The organism is Candidatus Eisenbacteria bacterium, from assembly GCA_016930695.1.
GTDB lineage: Bacteria > Orphanbacterota > Orphanbacteria > Orphanbacterales > Orphanbacteraceae > JAFGGD01.
Window position 1 is genome coordinate 1 of record JAFGGD010000041.1, and the last position, 17,562, is coordinate 17,562.

The 17,562-nt window shown below is 66.7% G+C and carries 12 protein-coding genes; 7 read left to right on the top strand and 5 right to left on the bottom strand.

Annotated elements, in window-relative coordinates; translation table 11 throughout:
- Window positions 1-538: 538 nt before the first annotated feature.
- Complete coding sequence (locus tag JW958_09775) at window positions 539-1,978, bottom strand: MFS transporter (protein MBN1826545.1); 1,440 nt, start codon at window positions 1,976-1,978, stop codon at window positions 539-541.
- A gap of 621 nt (window positions 1,979-2,599) precedes the next feature.
- On the opposite strand from JW958_09775, the gene JW958_09780 reads away from it, so the two are divergent.
- On the top strand, window positions 2,600-3,244 hold the full coding sequence (locus JW958_09780) for a hypothetical protein (GenBank protein ID MBN1826546.1): 645 nt from the start codon (window positions 2,600-2,602) through the stop codon (window positions 3,242-3,244).
- Window positions 3,245-3,343: 99 nt separating this feature from the next.
- Here the strand turns inward: JW958_09780 and JW958_09785 are convergent, their stop codons facing one another.
- The 4 genes from JW958_09785 to JW958_09800 form a co-directional block, all read right to left on the bottom strand.
- Window positions 3,344-5,548 (bottom strand): M20/M25/M40 family metallo-hydrolase, encoded by a 2,205-nt coding sequence (locus JW958_09785; GenBank protein ID MBN1826547.1) that lies wholly within the window; start codon window positions 5,546-5,548, stop codon window positions 3,344-3,346.
- Window positions 5,549-5,628: 80 nt separating this feature from the next.
- Window positions 5,629-6,192 (bottom strand): N-acetyltransferase, encoded by a 564-nt coding sequence (locus JW958_09790; GenBank protein MBN1826548.1) that lies wholly within the window; start codon window positions 6,190-6,192, stop codon window positions 5,629-5,631.
- An 80-nt stretch (window positions 6,193-6,272) separates the two neighbouring features.
- A complete protein-coding gene (locus JW958_09795) occupies window positions 6,273-8,174 on the bottom strand; it encodes a sulfatase (GenBank protein ID MBN1826549.1) in 1,902 nt (633 codons plus the stop codon).
- Window positions 8,175-8,280: 106 nt separating this feature from the next.
- A complete protein-coding gene (locus tag JW958_09800) occupies window positions 8,281-9,825 on the bottom strand; it encodes a polysaccharide deacetylase family protein (protein ID MBN1826550.1) in 1,545 nt (514 codons plus the stop codon).
- Window positions 9,826-10,164: 339 nt separating this feature from the next.
- On the opposite strand from JW958_09800, the gene JW958_09805 reads away from it, so the two are divergent.
- From JW958_09805 to JW958_09830, 6 genes are all read left to right on the top strand, one after another.
- The gene (locus JW958_09805) at window positions 10,165-10,395 is read left to right on the top strand and encodes a DUF1049 domain-containing protein (protein ID MBN1826551.1); all 231 of its coding nucleotides are present in this window, start codon (window positions 10,165-10,167) and stop codon (window positions 10,393-10,395) included.
- Entirely contained in the window at window positions 10,392-11,456 is a 1,065-nt protein-coding gene (gene corA, locus JW958_09810; GenBank protein MBN1826552.1) for a magnesium/cobalt transporter CorA, read from the top strand. The genes JW958_09805 and corA overlap by 4 nt, the downstream gene beginning before the upstream one ends.
- 89 nt (window positions 11,457-11,545) lie before the next feature.
- Window positions 11,546-13,465, top strand: coding sequence for an oligopeptide transporter, OPT family (locus JW958_09815; protein ID MBN1826553.1), 1,920 nt, complete (start codon window positions 11,546-11,548; stop codon window positions 13,463-13,465).
- Between the two features lie 126 nt (window positions 13,466-13,591).
- Window positions 13,592-16,348, top strand: coding sequence for a tetratricopeptide repeat protein (locus JW958_09820; GenBank protein MBN1826554.1), 2,757 nt, complete (start codon window positions 13,592-13,594; stop codon window positions 16,346-16,348).
- A gap of 72 nt (window positions 16,349-16,420) precedes the next feature.
- Entirely contained in the window at window positions 16,421-17,116 is a 696-nt protein-coding gene (locus tag JW958_09825) for a DUF4198 domain-containing protein (GenBank protein ID MBN1826555.1), read from the top strand.
- The gene (locus tag JW958_09830) at window positions 17,113-17,550 is read left to right on the top strand and encodes a hypothetical protein (protein MBN1826556.1); all 438 of its coding nucleotides are present in this window, start codon (window positions 17,113-17,115) and stop codon (window positions 17,548-17,550) included. Before JW958_09825 ends, JW958_09830 begins: the two co-directional genes overlap by 4 nt.
- Window positions 17,551-17,562 lie beyond the last annotated feature (12 nt).

Here is a 17,562-nt window from a genome sequence, read left to right on the forward strand (position 1 = left end):
GGTGGGTCGGCGAGCGAGAAGAGGGAGGATGCGGAAGCATCCGGACCGTGCCCCGAAGGGAGACCGGTGGGGGAAGGAAAGGCACCCCCACCCTCTCCCGCAAGCGGGAGAGGGAGAAAACGATTTCGATTTGGATTTCGATCGCGCTTCGAGTACGGGGGCGCGTACGGAATGAAACGACGGCGAGTCGCCCGTTCCGTCGCGAGGACAATGTAAGTCAGGGTTATTCGTCCGCGCGGATCCGGAGGATTTTCGTGACGAGGCGGTGGGGGAAGAGGCGAAAGGCCGCCCATCCCCGAACGGTCCGCGACGGCGGGATCGTTCCGTCGCGAGGACAATGTAAATCAGGGTTACTCGTCCGCGCGGATCCGGAGGATTTTCGTGACGAGGCGGTGGGGGAAGAGGCGAAAGGCCGCCTTGGACGAGGAGCCCCCGGAGTCGTAGCCCTTGCGCTACGATGAGGAGGCGACGAAGGAAAGGCGGCCTTGCAGCCCTTCCTCCGTCGCCACAGTAGAAAATCCTCCGGATCCGCGCGGACCTAGGCGTCCATATCCGACCACCGTTTCGCCATCTGACTGAAGATCACCAGCGCGGCGATCGCCGCCACGCCGATGCAGGCGAAGGGGATCCATACATGAACATGCGGCCGGTAGGTGTCCCAGAGAAGTTGGGTCCCCTGCACCGCGTCCACCCCGGTCAGCTCCTGGAAACGGGCCATCGCGTCCGTCCGTGCGATGCCGACCGCCTCCTCCAGCGTGGCGATTTCGCCGTTCCATTTCCCGGCGCCCGGCACCAGTCCTTTCTCCGCGATGTATTTCAGAGCGAGCGTCGCCTTCTCGCCGTAGTTGCCGTACAGGTACCCCGCCATCTTGGAGCCTACGAACCCGCCGATCCCGACGGGAATGTTCACATAACCCAGGTAGAGCGCCTTCTTCCCCGGAGGGGCGATCAGCCCCAGATACTCGTTCTTCTTCGGCCCGGTCATCATCTCGCCGGTGGAGAAAAAGACGATCCCGAGAAGAAGGATCCAGCCGTAACCGGTCAACCCGGCGACCAGGATGCCGATTGTCGCCACGGTCATTCCGATCACCATGCACTGGAGCACCCGCATCCGGCGCACCAACCAGGAGATGGGAACCATGAAGGCGATGATGAAGAGCGCGTTCAGGTTGAGCAGGATCTGCTGCGGCACCATCACGCCCCGCGCCGTTTCGATCCTCCATTGGTCGAAGGGGAGGATCCTCGCGATCGCCGCGCTGTCCACCCAGTCCTCGATGAAGTTGGGATGCAGGTCCCAAAGCTGGTACATCATCAGCCAGAAGCAGGACATGATGAGGAGCCAGGTGACGAGTCGCGGCTCCACGATGTTTTTCAGCGTTCGCGCCATTACCTGCGCCGCGTTCTCCGTCTTGTCCGCGCCGGAGGAGACGTCCTTGAAGGTGAAGAGCATGATGTAGTTCAGGGCGGTGATGATCGCCGATGCCGTGAAGAGATGGTTCCAGGACTTCGCGGTGTGCGGGTCGCCGAGTACCGCCGTCGCCATGAAGGGACCGATGGCGGCGCCGATGTTCACCACCCAGTAGAAGATCCCCCAACCGACGGAAGAGTTCTTCTTCGTCAGATTCTGGGCGAGCGATCCCTGAAGGCTCGGTTTGAAGAACGCCGTCCCCGTCGCGAGCACGATCACTCCGGCGAAGAACCCGGTGTAGGTGCGCAGGTTCGCCATCATCAGATAGCCGACGATGTTCAGCGTCACCGAGAAAAAGAGCGTCTTCTTGTAGCCGTAGCGGTCGGCGTAGCCGCCGGTGAAGGTCGGTAGAATGGATTGAAAGATAAACCACCAGGCGTAAATGGTCCCCTTCATCGCGGCGGTGAAGTGAAGGCCGCCGGGATCATCCGCCTGCATGATGTACACCGGCACCACCGCCCGAACACCGAAGTAGGCGAGACGCTCGAACATCTCGATCGTGTTCAGCATCCAATAGGTCCGGCCGAAGGTTTTTTTGTCTTCCTGCTCCCGGGGGTTCGTCGTCGCGTCGCTCACGGGCGCCCCTTTCCGTCGATCCCGGGCCGGGCCGGGGGTGTGCGTTCGGACCGGTTCGACGCGAGGCGTGGGTGAATCGAACCGGATGGGATGATCCCCGTCATTGTACCTGATGGGACGCGGAAAAGTCCCGCGCCCGCGAAAGGGACCCCATCCCAGGCCCCCCGCCGGCGCGCCCGGCGGAAAGACGCTCCGGGACGCCCGAATCGATCGTTCGCGCGGATCGCTCTTTTTCCTTAAGTCGCCGGGCCCTTCGCCGATACTCGGAACGACTTCGGGAAGCAGATCATCTGATTAACGCACGGCACCCAGCCCGACATCCCCCCCATACGCCACGAACGAAAAACCGGAAGAATCCGGAAACGGAGCGGTCCGACCCCGAGAGAGTCCGGGGAGGGAACGAACCCGATGAAGACGGAGCGGAACGAGATAAAAGCAGGCGCCGCCCGAACCCCGGAGACGGGGGGGGCGCGCGGGGAACGCCCGGGCCGGGGGGAAGCAACGAGGGTAGCGGTGTCGGATGCCCGGGCGCCCGAACGCGCGCCCGCGGAGACGATGCTGGAGCGCTCGAGGCGCGCCGGCGGCGGTGAGATCCGAGAGACGTTGAAGCTGATCCTGGGGTGCGCCGACCGAATCTCTCGCGCCGATTCCCTCGATCAGGCGCGCGACTACGGACGGGCGATTCACGGGGAAACGGTCCGCGCCCTTCGGCGCGGAGACCGAACGAGGGCGGGAGAAAAGAAGAAAGAGATGGGGGCTCGGGAGGAAACCGGCCGAACGGTTCATGGGGGGACGTTCTCCGGACCGCCCTCCCCCCCCGTCTTTCTTTTCCAGGAAACCGCCCAAGCGGTCCCGGAGGAGATGGGCCGCGCTCCTCGGACGGATGAAGCGCCGGAGGGAACGCGCATGGGCGATCTGGCCGATCGGATCAACCGGATCCGCGAAGCGCTCGCCGCGCGGGATGATGCGCTCGCGCGGACAGAGACGCTCGCCCTCCGCGAGGGGGCGCTCGGTCTGGCGGCGGGATCCCTCGCCGCCGAAGCGCTCCGCCTCGAGAGAGCGCTTCGAGAGAATGGAACGGCGGACGCGGAGGCGGCATTCGCCGGGATCGAGGTACGCTTCCATGAGCTGGACCGCGCCGCGCCGGCATGGACGCCCGCGCCTTCGGGCGGGGACGTGAAGATTCCATCCGGCCGGTGATCCCGGCGTCGTTCCGAAAGGAACGCCTCGCGCCGCCGATGTGAAAGGGCCGCGACGGAACACGCCGCGGCCCCTCGCTTTTTCGTCTCCCCGAAGCGCTCAGATCCTCTCCAGATTCCCTCCCAGAAGACCGGTCATCCCTTCGTGGTCGAACGGTCCCATCCGCGCCAACTCCTCCAGATAGGCCGTGATCTCGTCCTCACCCCCGGTGGCGACCCACGGGACGAGATCGAGGAGCACCCTGTCGCGGCCGAGGCGGTGAATCAGACGAGCGTCACGCTCCGGATCGGACGGTCCCTCCATGCGGAGAACGAAAAGAACCCGTCCGCGGGGATAGAGGGCCGGTTCGCCGAGACGCTCCCCGTCGTTCGGATCGACGCGGACGATCGCCCGCGCTCCCGCCGGAAGAAGACCGGGCCACTCCGGGTCCGCGTCGACGAGGAGGCAGGCGCCGGTTCCGGCGAGTGTTTCGAGCCTTTCCGCGGCGCCGCTGGCGGAGGCGGTGTCCGGCGGCGCCCCATCCCATCGAACGAGACCGAAGCCGAGCGGCCCGAGGAGCGCGGCGCGCTCGGGAGAGAGAGGGGCGTTCTCTTCGGAGCGGAGGCCGAGCATCAAGGCGCGGGCGCCGTGACGCGAGGCGGACCGCGCCGCGGCGGGGCCGGCGGCGAGGTCGATGGAATCGGCCTCCCCGGCGCGCAATGTGACCGCCCCGACGCTGTCGAGGAAAACGGGGGACGAGGCTTGTTCCCCATCGAACCAACGGACCAGTCCCCTCACGTAACCGGGCGGGGCTCCCTCGACCCGCCCATCCCAATCGACCTGCGTCGACGCGTAGAGGAACGAGCGCCCCGCGCGATGTTCGGCCCGAAGCGGCTCCGGCCAATCGGCGACGAAACGAATCCATCGCTCCGCCGTCCGCCCCGCGCCGCCCACGGCGATCGTGTCGATCCAATCGGCGTCGTCCTGCGGCGTGTGGTAGAAGCGGTGCCCTCCCTCGGTCCAGACGTTCCCCACGGGGATGCCGGCGCGCCGGAAATGCCCGTGGTCGCTCGACATACCGCCCCAGGCGAGCCCGATGGAGAGGGACTCGGCGGCCTCCGGATCGAGGCCCCTCCGGAAGGCGGCGAGGACCTCGGGGTAATACTCGCCCCCGCCGATTCCGGACCGTCCGTTCCCCTGCCCCACCATGTCGAAGTTGATCATCAACACCGCGTCGTCCAAATCGACGGGCGGATCGTCGACGAAGGCGTGCGACCCGATCAGTCCCTGCTCCTCGCCGGCGAAGGTGACGAAGAGCAGGGTGCGCGCCGGGCGCTCTCCCGCCGCCGCGAAGGAACGGGCCAGCTCCATTACCGTCGCCGAGCCGGAAGCGTTGTCGTCGGCGCCGTTGTAGATCACCCCCTCGGCGTTGGCCCCCACGTGGTCCATGTGGCCGCCGATGATGACGATCTCTCTCGAGAGAATCGGATCGGCGCCGGGAACGAGCCCCGCCACGTTGCGCGCCTCTCCGCCGGGCAGGCGGCGGACCCTCGCCGAGAAACGGATCTTCTTCCCCGTCGCGAGGGGGACCGGCCCCTTTTTCAGTTCGTTCTCGTAACGCTGGTGATCGTACCCGGTGTTCTGCAGAAGCAGATCGACGACGCGATCCCCGACGTAGGCGAGGGGGAGCGCCGGATCGTACACGCCGATCGGTATGGTGGCGCCGAAGATCGGCAGCGCGCGCTGATACCAGAGGACGGCGGCGGCGCCCCGGCGGCGCGCCTCGGTGAGTGTGGAGTCCCGCCCCGAAGCGCGCTCCCAGTCGTAGCCGTTCTCCGGATGGCCCCGGTGGATCAGCACCATTTTGCCGCGCACGTCCGTGTCGGCGTAATCGTCCCACTCCCGCGCCGGATCGGAGAGGCCGTGGCCGACGAAGACCACCTCGGCGGTGACTTCGCCGCTCCCCGAGTTCTGGATCACCGTGAAGTCGTGTCCCGGCAACAGGACGGACGGAACGCCGAAGGATCGGTCCAGGATCTCCATCGAAGCGGCTTCCTCCACGGTGACGAGCATGGGATGGCGATGGAAGAAGGTCCCGTCGCCGCCGGCCGGCACGAGTCCCCACTCCTCGAAACGCGCGGCGACGAACTCCTCGATCCTTCGGCCGTCGGGCGTCCCGCTCTTTCGCCCGCGGAACTCGTCGGAGGAGATCCGGCCGATGATCGCCATCGCCCTCTCCTCGTCGAAGGAGGACGCGGCGATCGGAAAGAGGAGCGCCGCGAGAAGAAGAAAAGCGGCGCGGCGCGGTCTGTGGATTCGGTTCACGTCGTTCTCCTTGCACGGACGGCCGGCGCCGGGGAGACCGGTCCGCGGAACGCATCGGGGAGAGGGAGCGGCGGCGGGGTTCACGCCTCGACGATCCGGTCTCCCTCCACTTTGTAGAGCTTGCCGCAGCAGGAACAGGGTGTTCCCGGATCCATACGGACGCCGCACTCGCACACCCACCCCCGCACGCGGGCCGGGTTGCCGAAGGCGAGGCCGTGATCCGGCACGTCTCGGGTGACCACCGCGCCGGCGCCGATCATGGCGTTCCGCCCGATGGTGACGCCGCAGACGATGGTGGCGTTCGCCCCCACCGTGGCTCCCTCCCGGAGGAGCGTCGGCAGGAACCCCTCGGTTCCCTTCTTCACGCGGCAGCGGGGGAGCATGTCGTTGGTGAGCACCGCGTTCGGCCCGAGGAACACGTAGTCCTCGAGGGTGACTTTCTCCCACACCGACACGCCGTTCTTGATGGTGCAGTGGTTCCCGATCACCGCGCCTCCCTCGACGAAGCTGCACTCGCCGATGTTGCAATGCTCGCCGACCACCGCCCCCTTCATCACGTGCGCGAACGCCCAGACACGCGTCCCCTTGCCGACCCGGTCGCTCTCGCAAATTCCCTTTTCGTGGACGAAAACGTCTTCGCTCATTCCTTGTTCTCCCGGTTGATTATCGATGAACGCGACCAGTGTAGCGCGAACGGGGAGTTTGCGGAAGCCGATGCGTCTGATTAGTCGACGTAGCCGAGTGCGCGAAGCTCTTCGAAGGTCTCCTCGTCGATGCCGGACCGGACGCTCTCCTCCCCGCGCGGGTGTTTCTCCATATACGCTTCCAGCTCGGTGAAGAGCGCCGCCGCCCGGTCCGTTTCCAAGCCGATGAGGTTGCGCGTCTCGCCGGGGTCGGCGTCGAGGTCGTAGAGAAGATGCGGCTCGTCGGGCGAGAAGACGTACTTGTAACCGTCCCGGATCACCGCCCTCCTGTCCGAGCCGAAAATGATCGCCTCCGCAAGCGCGGGCCGGTCCTCCCGCTCCCGTCCCTCCCACACCGGGAGGAGGCTTCGTCCCTCCACGCCCCGCGGCGCGCCCAGGCCGGCGATTTCGAAAAGAGTGGGCGCGAGATCGATGGCGCGCACCTGGTTGGGGATCACGCGGTTCACCGGGACGCCGGGACCGCGGATCAGGAGGAAGAGGCGGAGCTGTTCATCGAAGAGGGTGTGGCCGTGGCCGACGCCGTAGAAGCCGCGCGGGTCGTCGTACACCTCTTTCTCGGCGCCGGCGTGCTCCCAGAACTCCTCGCCGTGGTCGCTGAGAACCACCACCACGGTTCGATCGGCGAGATCGCGCCTCTCCAGCCAATCCAGCACGCGGCCGATCTCGGCGTCGATGTAACGGATGCTTCCGTCGTAAAGGGCGGTCTTGTGTTCCCGGAAGGCGCGGAATGCCTCTCCCTCCAATTCCTCGCCGCCGGTGAAGAGCCAGCGCCACCTCTCGTCGCCGGTATGCTCCCTTTCGTCGCCGGTCGGGAAAAGCCGGTCGTATGGCTCGGGGGTGCGGCCCGGACCATGGGCGTCGTTGAAATGGAGGAAGGCGAAGAAGGGGCGGCCGGCGTTGGCACCCAGCCAGTCGAGCATGGCGTCGGTCACCTCCCCGGCGCCGCGCAGTTCCACGCGGGCGTGATCGTAGCCCTGCTCCAGTCCGAAGCGAAGATAGGTGTTGGTCGCCTCGCAGGCGGTGGCGTAACCGCCGTTCTTGAAAACCTCCGCCGCCGTGGACGCGCGCTTCCCGAGGTAGGGGACGTGGTCCCGTGTGAGCAGTCTCCGTTCGGTGCCGATGTAAGCCCCGTGCGTGGAGGGGTAAAGACCCGTGAGGATCGACGCGAAACTGCTGAGCGTCCAGGGCGCCTGGGAGAGCGTACGCGCGAAGAGGACGCCCTCTTTGCCGAGGCGGGCGAGATGGGGCGCCGTCTCTCGGGGATAGCCGCAGGAAGTAAGGTGATCCTGCCGCACCGTGTCCAGCGCGATGACGAGCACGTTCGGTCCCTCCGGGGAGGGGCGGAGGAAGCGCGCGCCGGCGAGGACGAGAAGGGGAATCGCGAGGGCGGCGGGGGCGACGCGGCGGACCCAGGGGGCGGGGCGGGGCGGCGAGGCGGCGAGAGCGACGGCGCGGCGGGCGATCAGAAGGCCGTGAAAGAGAACGAGCGCCGCGAGCCCGGCGTTCGCGGCGAGCACGCGGAGCGTTTCCGTCGCGCCGGGGAGGGCGCCCGCGTTCCGGACACCTTTCCAAAACCCGACAAGAGTGAAACGGTTGAGACGGTAGCCGAAGACGAGTAGCGCGGCGAGAGTTGCCGCGGCGACGATCGCGATCAATACCGGGCGGCGGCGGCGCTCCGGGAGGAGGCGGGCGGCGAGGACGACGAGGGCGAGCGCGACGCCCGCGGCGCCGATCATCGGCAGAAGCCTCGCGTAAATCCGCGCGCCCGTCCAGATCGCCAGGTAGGAATGCCCGGCGGCGACGAAGCCTTGCCGGACCGTCTCGACCGCCCACACCCCCGCGCCCGCCGCCGCCCAACCGATCCCGGCGAGGAGGAGCGAGGAGAGGACCACCGTCCGGATCTGCGTTCGTGCTTCGATCATGATCCGAGTCTAGCAGCCGCCCCGCGAATGGAAAAGCGGGCGATGATGCGGGCCGGGATAACGCCGTCTCGAAAAGCCGCGGGCTTTTGCGCGGCGCGGAAGACGATCAGCGAAGAAGCACGATGCGCCGCACCTCGGTCGGGTGACGGGCCGAACAGTAGCGGCAGAAATAGAGACCGGAGCAGGCCTGGTGACCGCATTGATCGCAACCGCACCACTCCAGATCTCGAACGCCCGCGGGAAGCGATCCATCGAAAAGCTCGATCACCGTCTCTCCACGGACATTCAGAATCGCGATCTGCGCCGGTCCGGGCTCGTCGGTGCGCACACGGATCATGGTACGAGGATTGGCCGGATTGGGCAGAATCCGCAGATGGGGCGGAGCGGACAGGCCGGTGGAACTCCCCGAGGCGACGGAGACTATCGAGTCGTCCGTGGCGTAGAAAGTGACCTCGTTCGACCAGCCGCTTTCCGCGCCTCCCGACTCATAGGCCACGACCACCGCGGCGATGAAGGCGCCCCTCGGCAGCCCGCCGAGTACCGCGGACATAGAGGGCGAGGGCTTCCCTCCTTCCTCCGCCGGATTCTCCACCGTTACGTGATACCGCCGCACATACTCGGCCACTTCACCGAAGGGAGCCACCCAGACGCCGCCGTCGGCGACTATCTCGTCGAGAATCCAGTCGACGTGAACCGAGTCCAATTCTTCAAGGGTGTGGCAAAACCAGTTCGCCCACTCCCCGTCCCTCTTCCAAGAGGCGATTCTGGTTCTGACCTTGGCGCGGGTGGAATCCTCGTCCATATCGTTGTTGGGCCTTCCCCATGCAAGAGGCGCCTGGTAGACGCTGATGCCTCCCAGACGCGACGGATCGACGGGCGGCCCGCCCGGGTAGAAGCCGATGTTCCCGTCTCGCGCGCCGAGATAGCCCCCCTCCATGAGGGCGTTCATCTCGCGCTGATCATGCGCGAAATAGGGGTAGGCCAAAGTCCGGCAACGATAAGCGGTGTCGCAGATGACCCCTTCATAGAAAGCCTTGGAGTCTTCGATCTGGGACCGCAGAGCGGCGGAGTCGCAGCCCTTCTTCGTGAGCGCCTGATAGGGGGTGCAGGCGATATCCTCTCCGCAGACCTCCTTTAAGTAACGGGACTCGCAGTAATTCGTCCGGGCGGCGTAGTGGTCGAGGACGCACGTGTACCCGGGGCGCACGGCGATGGAATCGACAAGCATGTCTAAATAGGCGACGGAAGGATCGGTGAGATCAAAATCGAGATCGATCGTTCCTCCGGGACGGGTCTGCAACCTCTCCCCGGAGACCGCCAGGGTACAGGACGGCTTGCCGCCGAGGTATTGGATCGTGAAAGCGGTGTTCCGGGTGAGGGGCGGATGGCTGACCGTATGGGAAGCGATCTCGTGCCCGCGACCGTGCAAGGAGTTCAGATCCGCGGCGCTCAGGCACTCCTCCCAGTCGATCCGATCGGCGATGGCGAATACGGTGAAAGCCCGGTCGTACCGATCGAAGAGTTCCGCGTAGACGAGGTTGTCCTTCCAGCCGTCGTCGGTGCTGAAGGTGAAAGCGGCGGAATAACCGTTCCAGTCCGTTTGAACCGGATGGGAGAAGGGAGTCAAAGACCAACGGATGCGATATCCCATGATCCGGGTGTCCGGCTCGGTGTCCCAACGGAGACGGACCCAACCGTCTCCCGTTTCGACGACCTCCAGGTTGGCGGGAGCGGGCGGGCAAGCATGAGCGACAGCGGTGAGAATCAGTACCGCACCAAACGACAAAACGGGGGAGCGCACGGAAACACCCTCTCTCCCGCCGGGGGGGACGAAGACAGGAAAGCGAACCGTTTTACTCAAGAACATCTTAGCATATATTTGTATTTCGTCAATTGTGGAATGGCCTCGATTTAAAAGCTCTTGCCACGCCCCTCCATTCCCGGAATACTGGCGGCGGAGGGGCGTTCCGCCCCGAAAAGGGGGTTTACGATGCGAATCCGGGTGATCCTGTTGCTCGTGCTTCTCGCCCTGGCTTTGGTCATTCTCCTGCAGAACACCGCCGTCTGCGCCTTTCACGTTCTCTTCTGGCAGCTGGAGATGTCGCTGATCGTTCTCGTCCTTTTGCTGCTCTGCATCGGTTTCCTGCTGGGGCTTCTCGTTCCCCCCATCGTCCGCCGCCGATCGCGGAAGGGAGCCCCCCCGAAGGATGCGCGGCCGTGAGCCGCCTTTTCCGCCGGACCGCCGAGCGGGCCGCCCTCTCGCCGGGGACCGTCGCCTACCTCGGTGAGAAAAAAGTGGAACGCGTACGGATCCGTACGATCCGGTACGACAAGGAGCGGTTCGACGAGAACGACGAGGCGACCCTCGAGGGCGCCCTCGCCGAAGCCGGCGGCGCCGGCATTCTCTGGATCGACGTGATCGGCCTCCACGACACGGCGGTGCTCGGGGCGATCGGCGAGCGCTACGGCATTCATCCCCTCGTTCTGGAGGACATCGTCAACACCGGGCAGCGCCCCAAAATGGAGGATCACGGCGACTATATCTACGCGGTTTTCCGCATGTTCTCTTTGGACGAGGGAGAGAGCCGCCTCGGCTCGGAACAGGTCAGCCTTCTGCTCGGGCCGAACTGGGTGATCTCCTTTCAGGAACGGGAAGGGGACGTCTTCGGGCCCGTACGGGAGAGGCTCCGTCGCGGAAAGGGGCGTTCCCGCAGTCTGGGAGCCGACTATCTCGCCTACGCCCTCCTCGACGCGGCCGTGGACGCCTACTTCGTGGTCCTCGAGGTTTTCGGCGAACGGATCGAGGAGATCGAGGAGAGGCTCGTGGAGAACCCCGACCCCGAAACGCTGCAGTCCATCCACGAGCTGAAGCGCGAGATGATCCTCCTCCGCCGGGCGACCTTCCCTCTCCGGGAACTCGCGTCGGCCATGGAGCGAACCGAAACGAAGCTGGTCCGCAAGACCACGGGGATCTTCCTGCGCGACCTCTACGACCACACCGTGCAGGTGGCGGACGGCGTCGAGTCGCTCCGGGACATCCTGTCGGGGCTGCAGGACCTCTACCTCTCCAGCATGAGCAACCGGATGAACGAAGTGATGAAGGTGTTGACCATTGCGGCGACGATCTTCGTCCCCCTCACTTTCGTGGCGGGCATCTACGGGATGAATTTCGAGCACATGCCGGAGCTGGGCTGGCGCTGGAGCTATCCGATCTTCTGGGTCGCCGTCATCCTTCTCGGCGGAGGCATGTTCGCCTGGTTCCGGCGGAAGAGGTGGATTTAGCCCGGAGCGCCGGTTGACCCGAGCCGTGGGCGACCATTAGGATCGCTTCGTCCCCCCACACGCCCCGAGACCCCACGGAGGAACGGACCGTGCCGCAGGAGACCTTCACACCCTTCGTCCCGCCGGAAAAGCGCATCCCCGAGGCGACCGCCGTCGCGATCGGGCTCGGCCTGCTCCTCGGGCTGGTGATGACCGCCGCCAACACCTACCTCGGCCTCTACGCCGGGATGACCGTCTCCGCGTCGATCCCCGCGGCGGTGATCAGCATGGGGATTCTCCGCGGCGTCCTCCGGCGCGGCACCATTCTGGAGAACAACATCGTCCAGACCATCGCCTCGGCGGGCGAATCGCTCGCGGCGGGGATCATCTTCACCGTTCCCGCGCTCGTGCTGACCGGCTCCTGGCACGGCTTCCGCTATTGGCCGGTGACGATGATCGCGGCGCTCGGCGGGCTCCTCGGCGTGCTCTTCATGATTCCCCTCCGGCGGGCGCTGATCGTGGAGGAGAAGGAGCTGATCTATCCGGAGGGACTCGCCTGCGCGGAGGTGCTCGAAGCGGGAGAACGCGGCGGCGGCGGGATGAAGACGGTCTTCGCCGCCATGGGGCTCGGCGTCTTCTTCAAGGTCCTCATCGACGGCGTCTCCTTCGTGAAGGGGACGGTGGAGGGGGCGCTCCGGATTCGGGATAATTTGGTTTACATGGGAAGTGATATGTCGCCGGCGCTACTCGGCGTCGGTTTCATCGTCGGCCCCAACGTGGCGGCGTTGGTGTTCCTGGGCGGCGCGGTCGCCTGGCTCGTCGCCATCCCGGTTTACGCGGCGATCCACGGCCTCCCGGCCGGAATCGATCTCGTCGAATACGCCAACGACGTTTGGGACACGCAGATCCGCTATCTGGGCGTCGGCGCGATGATCGTCGGCGGCGTCTGGTCGATCGTGAACGTGCGCCACGGCATCCGGAAAGGGATCGCCGGAGGGCTGGGGGGCGTCGGGATCGGCGGCGGCGGCGTGGAGACGCGGACCGAAAAGAACATTCCCATGCGCGAGATCGGACTCCTCCTTCTTCTCGTCCTCCCCTTCCTCTTCGGGCTCTACGTGCGGCTCGCCGGAAGCTGGACGGTGGGGATTACGGCGGGGCTGGTGATGACGGTCTCCGCCTTCTTCTTCGTCGCCGTGTCGAGCTACATCGTCGGTCTCGTCGGGAGTTCGAACAATCCGGTGTCGGGGATGACGATCTGCACGGTCCTCTTCGCCTGCGCGGTGATGCTTCTTTTCGGCATGAGCGGCGCCGCGGGGATCGTGGCGGTGCTCGGCATCGCGGGCGTGGTCTGCTGCGCCGTCTGCACCGCCGGCGACGTAAGCCAGGATCTCAAGACCGGCTATCTGGTCGGCGCGACACCGTGGAAGCAGCAGTGGTGCCAGGTCGCCGGCGCGATCGTCCCGGCATTCATCATCGCGCCCATTCTGACGGTGCTCCACACCGCCTACGGGATCGGCGATCAGCTGCGCGCGCCGCAGGCGACACTCTTCGCCAACCTGACGCAGACCGTTTTCGGCGGCGGGCGCCTTCCCTGGGGGATGATCATGAGCGGCGCGGCGATCGGCGTCGTCATCATCGCCGTGGACCTGGCGCTCAAGGCGCGGGGCGCGCGTTTCCGCGCCCACATCATGCCGGTGGCGGTGGGGATCTATCTCCCCCTCTCCCTCTCCACGCCGATCCTCCTCGGCGGGCTGGTGAGCCTCGCCGTGGCGCGGCGCGCGGCCGCGCGCGGCGAAGGGGCGGCGGCGCGCGCCCAGAACCGCGGTCTCCTCTTCGCCTCCGGTCTCGTCGCCGGCGAGGCGGTAACCGGCGTGCTGCTCGCGACGGCGATCTTCTTCCTCGGCCAGAACACGCTCCCGATCACCGTGGTCGAGTCGAACGCGCTCTCGATCCTTCTCTTTCTCGGCGTGGCGGCCTTGCTCGCCCGTATCGCCCTGTCGGCCGCGCGAAAAGACGCCGGGGAGGATTGACGAAGGCGCCTTGCCCGCCGGGCTTTCTTTCCGTATGCTCGGAGCGATCCGCGCCCTCCCGGCCGGCGCGGCCGGGAATGACGTATCCCATCGCCCCTATTCGACCCCACGGAGGGTTTTTCTTCTATGCGGCTTCGTTTGCTGGCTTTTCTGTCGATCCTTATCGCCGCGCCCGCGTCGGGAGAGACGGGGCTCCTGAAAACCGTGCGGGATGCGCGGGAGGCGTTGGTCGCCCGAGCGGAAAGGGACTCCGCCGGGACGTGGGAGCGCGCCCGGTCGCTCATCGACGCGGGCCGAAGAGAAGAGGCCGCGACGTGGATCGCAGCCCACGCGCCGGCGACCCGGAAAGACGAGATGGAGAGAGCGCTTCTCCTCGCCCGGCTCGCCCTGGGGCGGCACGATTTCGGAGAGGCCCGCGCGCGGATCGAGGAAGCGGAAGGGATCGATCCGTCTTGGGGAGAGGCTTTCCTCCTCCGCCTGGAGATCCTGGAGGCGACCGAGGACTGGGAGGCGGTCGATTCTGCGACCACGGCCCGCCTGAAGAGGCTCCCCGGCGGCGCGGCGGCGCGGATCGGCCGGGGCGACCTCCGTCTCGCCCTTCATGAACTGAATCGAGCGGAGGAGGAGTACGAGGAGGCGCTCGCCGTAGCCCGCCGGCCGGAAGAAGGGGTCGCCGCTCTCGCCGGACTGATGCGGGTCGCCTACGGAAGAAACGACTTCGACGAAGCGCTCGATCTGGCGAAACGGACGCTGGAGGCGGGCTCCCCGTCCCCCGCGTGCTTGGAGGAGGCGGTTCGCGTGCTCGTCCGTCTCGGCGAGACGGGCGAGGCGATCGCCCTCGCCGAGGAGACCCTTCTCTGGAATCCATGGAGCGAGAAGGCGCACTACTTCTTGGGCAACGGTTACGCGCGCCTGAACTACACCGACCTCGAAGCGTCGCGCCCGGAGGCGTTCCCCGACCCGGCGGCGCGCGCCTCCCTCGACTCGATCCGCGCGCAACTCGCCTCCGGCGAGAAGGACCGGGCGCGCGGGCGGCTGATCGCTTTCCGCGCGAACCACCCCGAGCTCGCCGAGCCGGAGATCCTCCTCGGCTCGCTCTTCTGGGAAGAGGGAGAGCCGGATTCGGCGATCGCCCGGTTCGCGGCGGCGCTGGAACGCTGCCCGGAGCACGGCCGCGCCCACAACGGCTTCGCCAAGGCGATGGAGTGGAAACGCCTCCGGGCGAATCCCGGGCGGGACGCCTACGAGAGAGAGTTCGCCGAGACGCCGGAGCCGGAGATTCCCGGCATCGATTCTTTTGTCGTGAATTATGAGTCCCTGTCGCCGCGGCACCGGAAGAGGGTCGCCCTGAGCGTCGCGCCCTGGGCGCGTTTCGTTCCCGTGCTCGCCGAGGCGGGGGCTACTTTTTACGTCAAGCCTCTCTATGAAAAGCTCTCCGAGGCGCCCCGGCAGGCGGTTCTCCGGGATCGCCGCATCGAGTACGACTCGCGCCTGTGGGACGACGTGCGGGGTTGCGGCGGGTTTCACACCGTCACCGGGTTGGAGGACGTGGAAAGGAACGTCTTCGGAAAGTACAACACGGTGCTGCACGAGCTGACCCACCAGGTGCACCACGTGCTGACGCCGGAGGAGAAACGGCGAATCGAGGAGGCCTACCGTCGGGCGAAGGAGCGCGAGGCGGCCGGGGAACGGGTCTTCGTGTCCCGCTATCAGGGATCGAGCGTGTGGGAGTATTTCGCCGAGGGGATGAACTCTCTCGCCAGCCCGCGGCGGGACCGTTACGACACGCGGGAGATTTTGCGGGAGCGTTTGGAGGAGATGGACCCGGAGCTGACGGCGCTCATCGCGGGGATCGCGGCGGATACGGCGATCGCGCGTTACCGCGTCCCGGCGCTGACCGCCGCCGCCTACGACCGGCTGGAGTCGGGGCTCGCGGGTGAGGCGCTCCCCCTCCTCGAGAAGGCGCTCGCCCGCTCACCGAAGGACGAGACGGCGCTCTCGGCCCTCGCCTACACCCGCTCCGTGACCGGCGATCCGGAGGGGGCGGAAAAGGCGGCGATGGACGCGACACGCGCCCACGGCGGTTCGGCGGGTCCCTGGCTCGAGCAGGCGCGGGCCGTCTTTCTCAAGACCGGTTCCTGGTCGGAGAGGATCGCCGTGCTCCTCCGCGCCCGCGAAAAAGTGGATCGGGACCAAAAGGCGAGGATCGAATCGGCGCTCGGCCGGGCGTATCTCGGCCGGGGCGATCTCCGAAAAGCGCAGGAGTCGTTCCGGTGGGTGCTCGAATACCGGCGTGACGACCCGGAGGCTCTCTGGGGGGCGGGCGAGGCGCACGGTCTCGCCGGCGACGAGGAAGAGGCGGATCGTTTCTTCGGGCGCGCATTGCTCGGCCGCAACGGGATCGCGGAGCTGCGCGCCGATTACGCGCGCTTTCTCATTCGCGAGGGGCGCTTCGACGAGGCGGAGACGCAAATCGAAGAGGCGCGTCTTTTGGAGCCGACGAACTCCGACGCGGCGGCGGCGGCCGGGCTTCTGGCGATCTACCTCGGCGATTGGGAGGAGGCGCGCCGCCTTTTGGAGGAGGCGGCCGGCCGGAAACCGCAGGACGACCTGATCCGGATTCTTCTCGGCCACACGCTGGTCGCCGAGGGGGAGGCCGTTCGTGCCGAGAGCCTGCTCGCGCCGATCCTCTCGGGAGTGGAGCGCTCCGTGCCGCCCCTTTACGTGTTCATCGAGGAACGCGGGGAATACGAAGAGACGCACACCTATCCGGCCGAGGAAAGGTGGCTTCTGTATCGCACCGCCGCCGAAATGGCCGAGGCGAGAGGGGACGGCGTCGCGGCCGCGGAATACAGGCGCGAGACGGAGCAGGTTTTCCGCTGACGCCGCCCGACCGTGGTGGATGACCGCCGAGAGCCGCCGTGGGATAATCGGAGTTACGGGAGGACCGACGATATGCGATTGCGCGCGACGCTCGCCCTGCTGCTCATCGCCTCCACCGCATCGGCCCATAGCCTATGGATCGACCGGGAGGGGGATTTCCTCGTTCTCCGGAGCGGACACTTCCACTCCGGCGAAGAAGCGGATCTGCAAGAGTACGGCCCCGGTTTCGTGCGCGAGGCGCTCTGCTTGGACGGCGACGGAGCGGCGGACACGCTGGAACTCACCGGCGAGACCCCCTTCCGGTCGCCCGGCTCCTGCGCGGCCGTGACGGTGTTCGCCTCCTCCGGATACTGGACCAAGACCCCTTACGGCACCAAGAACCTCCCCAAGGACGAGGTCGAGATGCCGATCCGGAGCGGGCTCTATTTTTCCTACGTGAAACGGATCGAGCGTTGGAGCCCGGCGATGGGCCGCCCCCTCACGAGATGGTTGGAGATCGTCCCCCTCGACGATCCGACCGCTCTCCGATCGGGAGACTCGCTCGGCGCACGGGTCGTCCTTGACGGGAAGCCGCTGGCGGGCCTGGAGGTTCGCTCCGGAGGAGAGAGGATCGGCGCGACCGACGCCGAGGGCCGGATCACGATCCCTCTGGCCTTTCCCGGCATATGCCTCATCGAAACGGAGCACGTCGAGCCGGTGGAGTCGGAGAAGACGGACAAGGTCGTGCGCGCCGCGACGCTCGTCGTCGTCGTCGGAGAGACGCCGTGAACGCGCGGCATATCCTCGTCGCGCTCTTTCTCGCCGCCGCGTTTCCGGCGGCCGCCCACGAGGTCCTACACGAGGAGACCACCGGCGACGCCACGATCGTCCGTTTCCATTACGCCGATGGGACCCCCTTCTCCTACGAGAGCTACGAGGTTTATCGCGCCGGCGAGAGGATTCCCTATCAGACCGGATTCACCGACGCGGAGGGAAGGGTCGTCTTTCTCCCCGATCGCGAGGGGGAGTGGCGCGTCCGCGTCTTTTCCGAGGACGGACACGGGGGAGAGATGACGCTGACCGCCGGAGGAGGAGAGGCGCCGCGCGCCGGCCGGCCCGCCGTCGACCGCTACGCCCGGCTCCTGGCCGGTCTCGGTTTCCTCTTCGGACTTTTCGGTCTCATCTCCCTTTTCTACCGCGGACGGTCCGCCCGGAGAGGGTGACCCGGGCGCGGA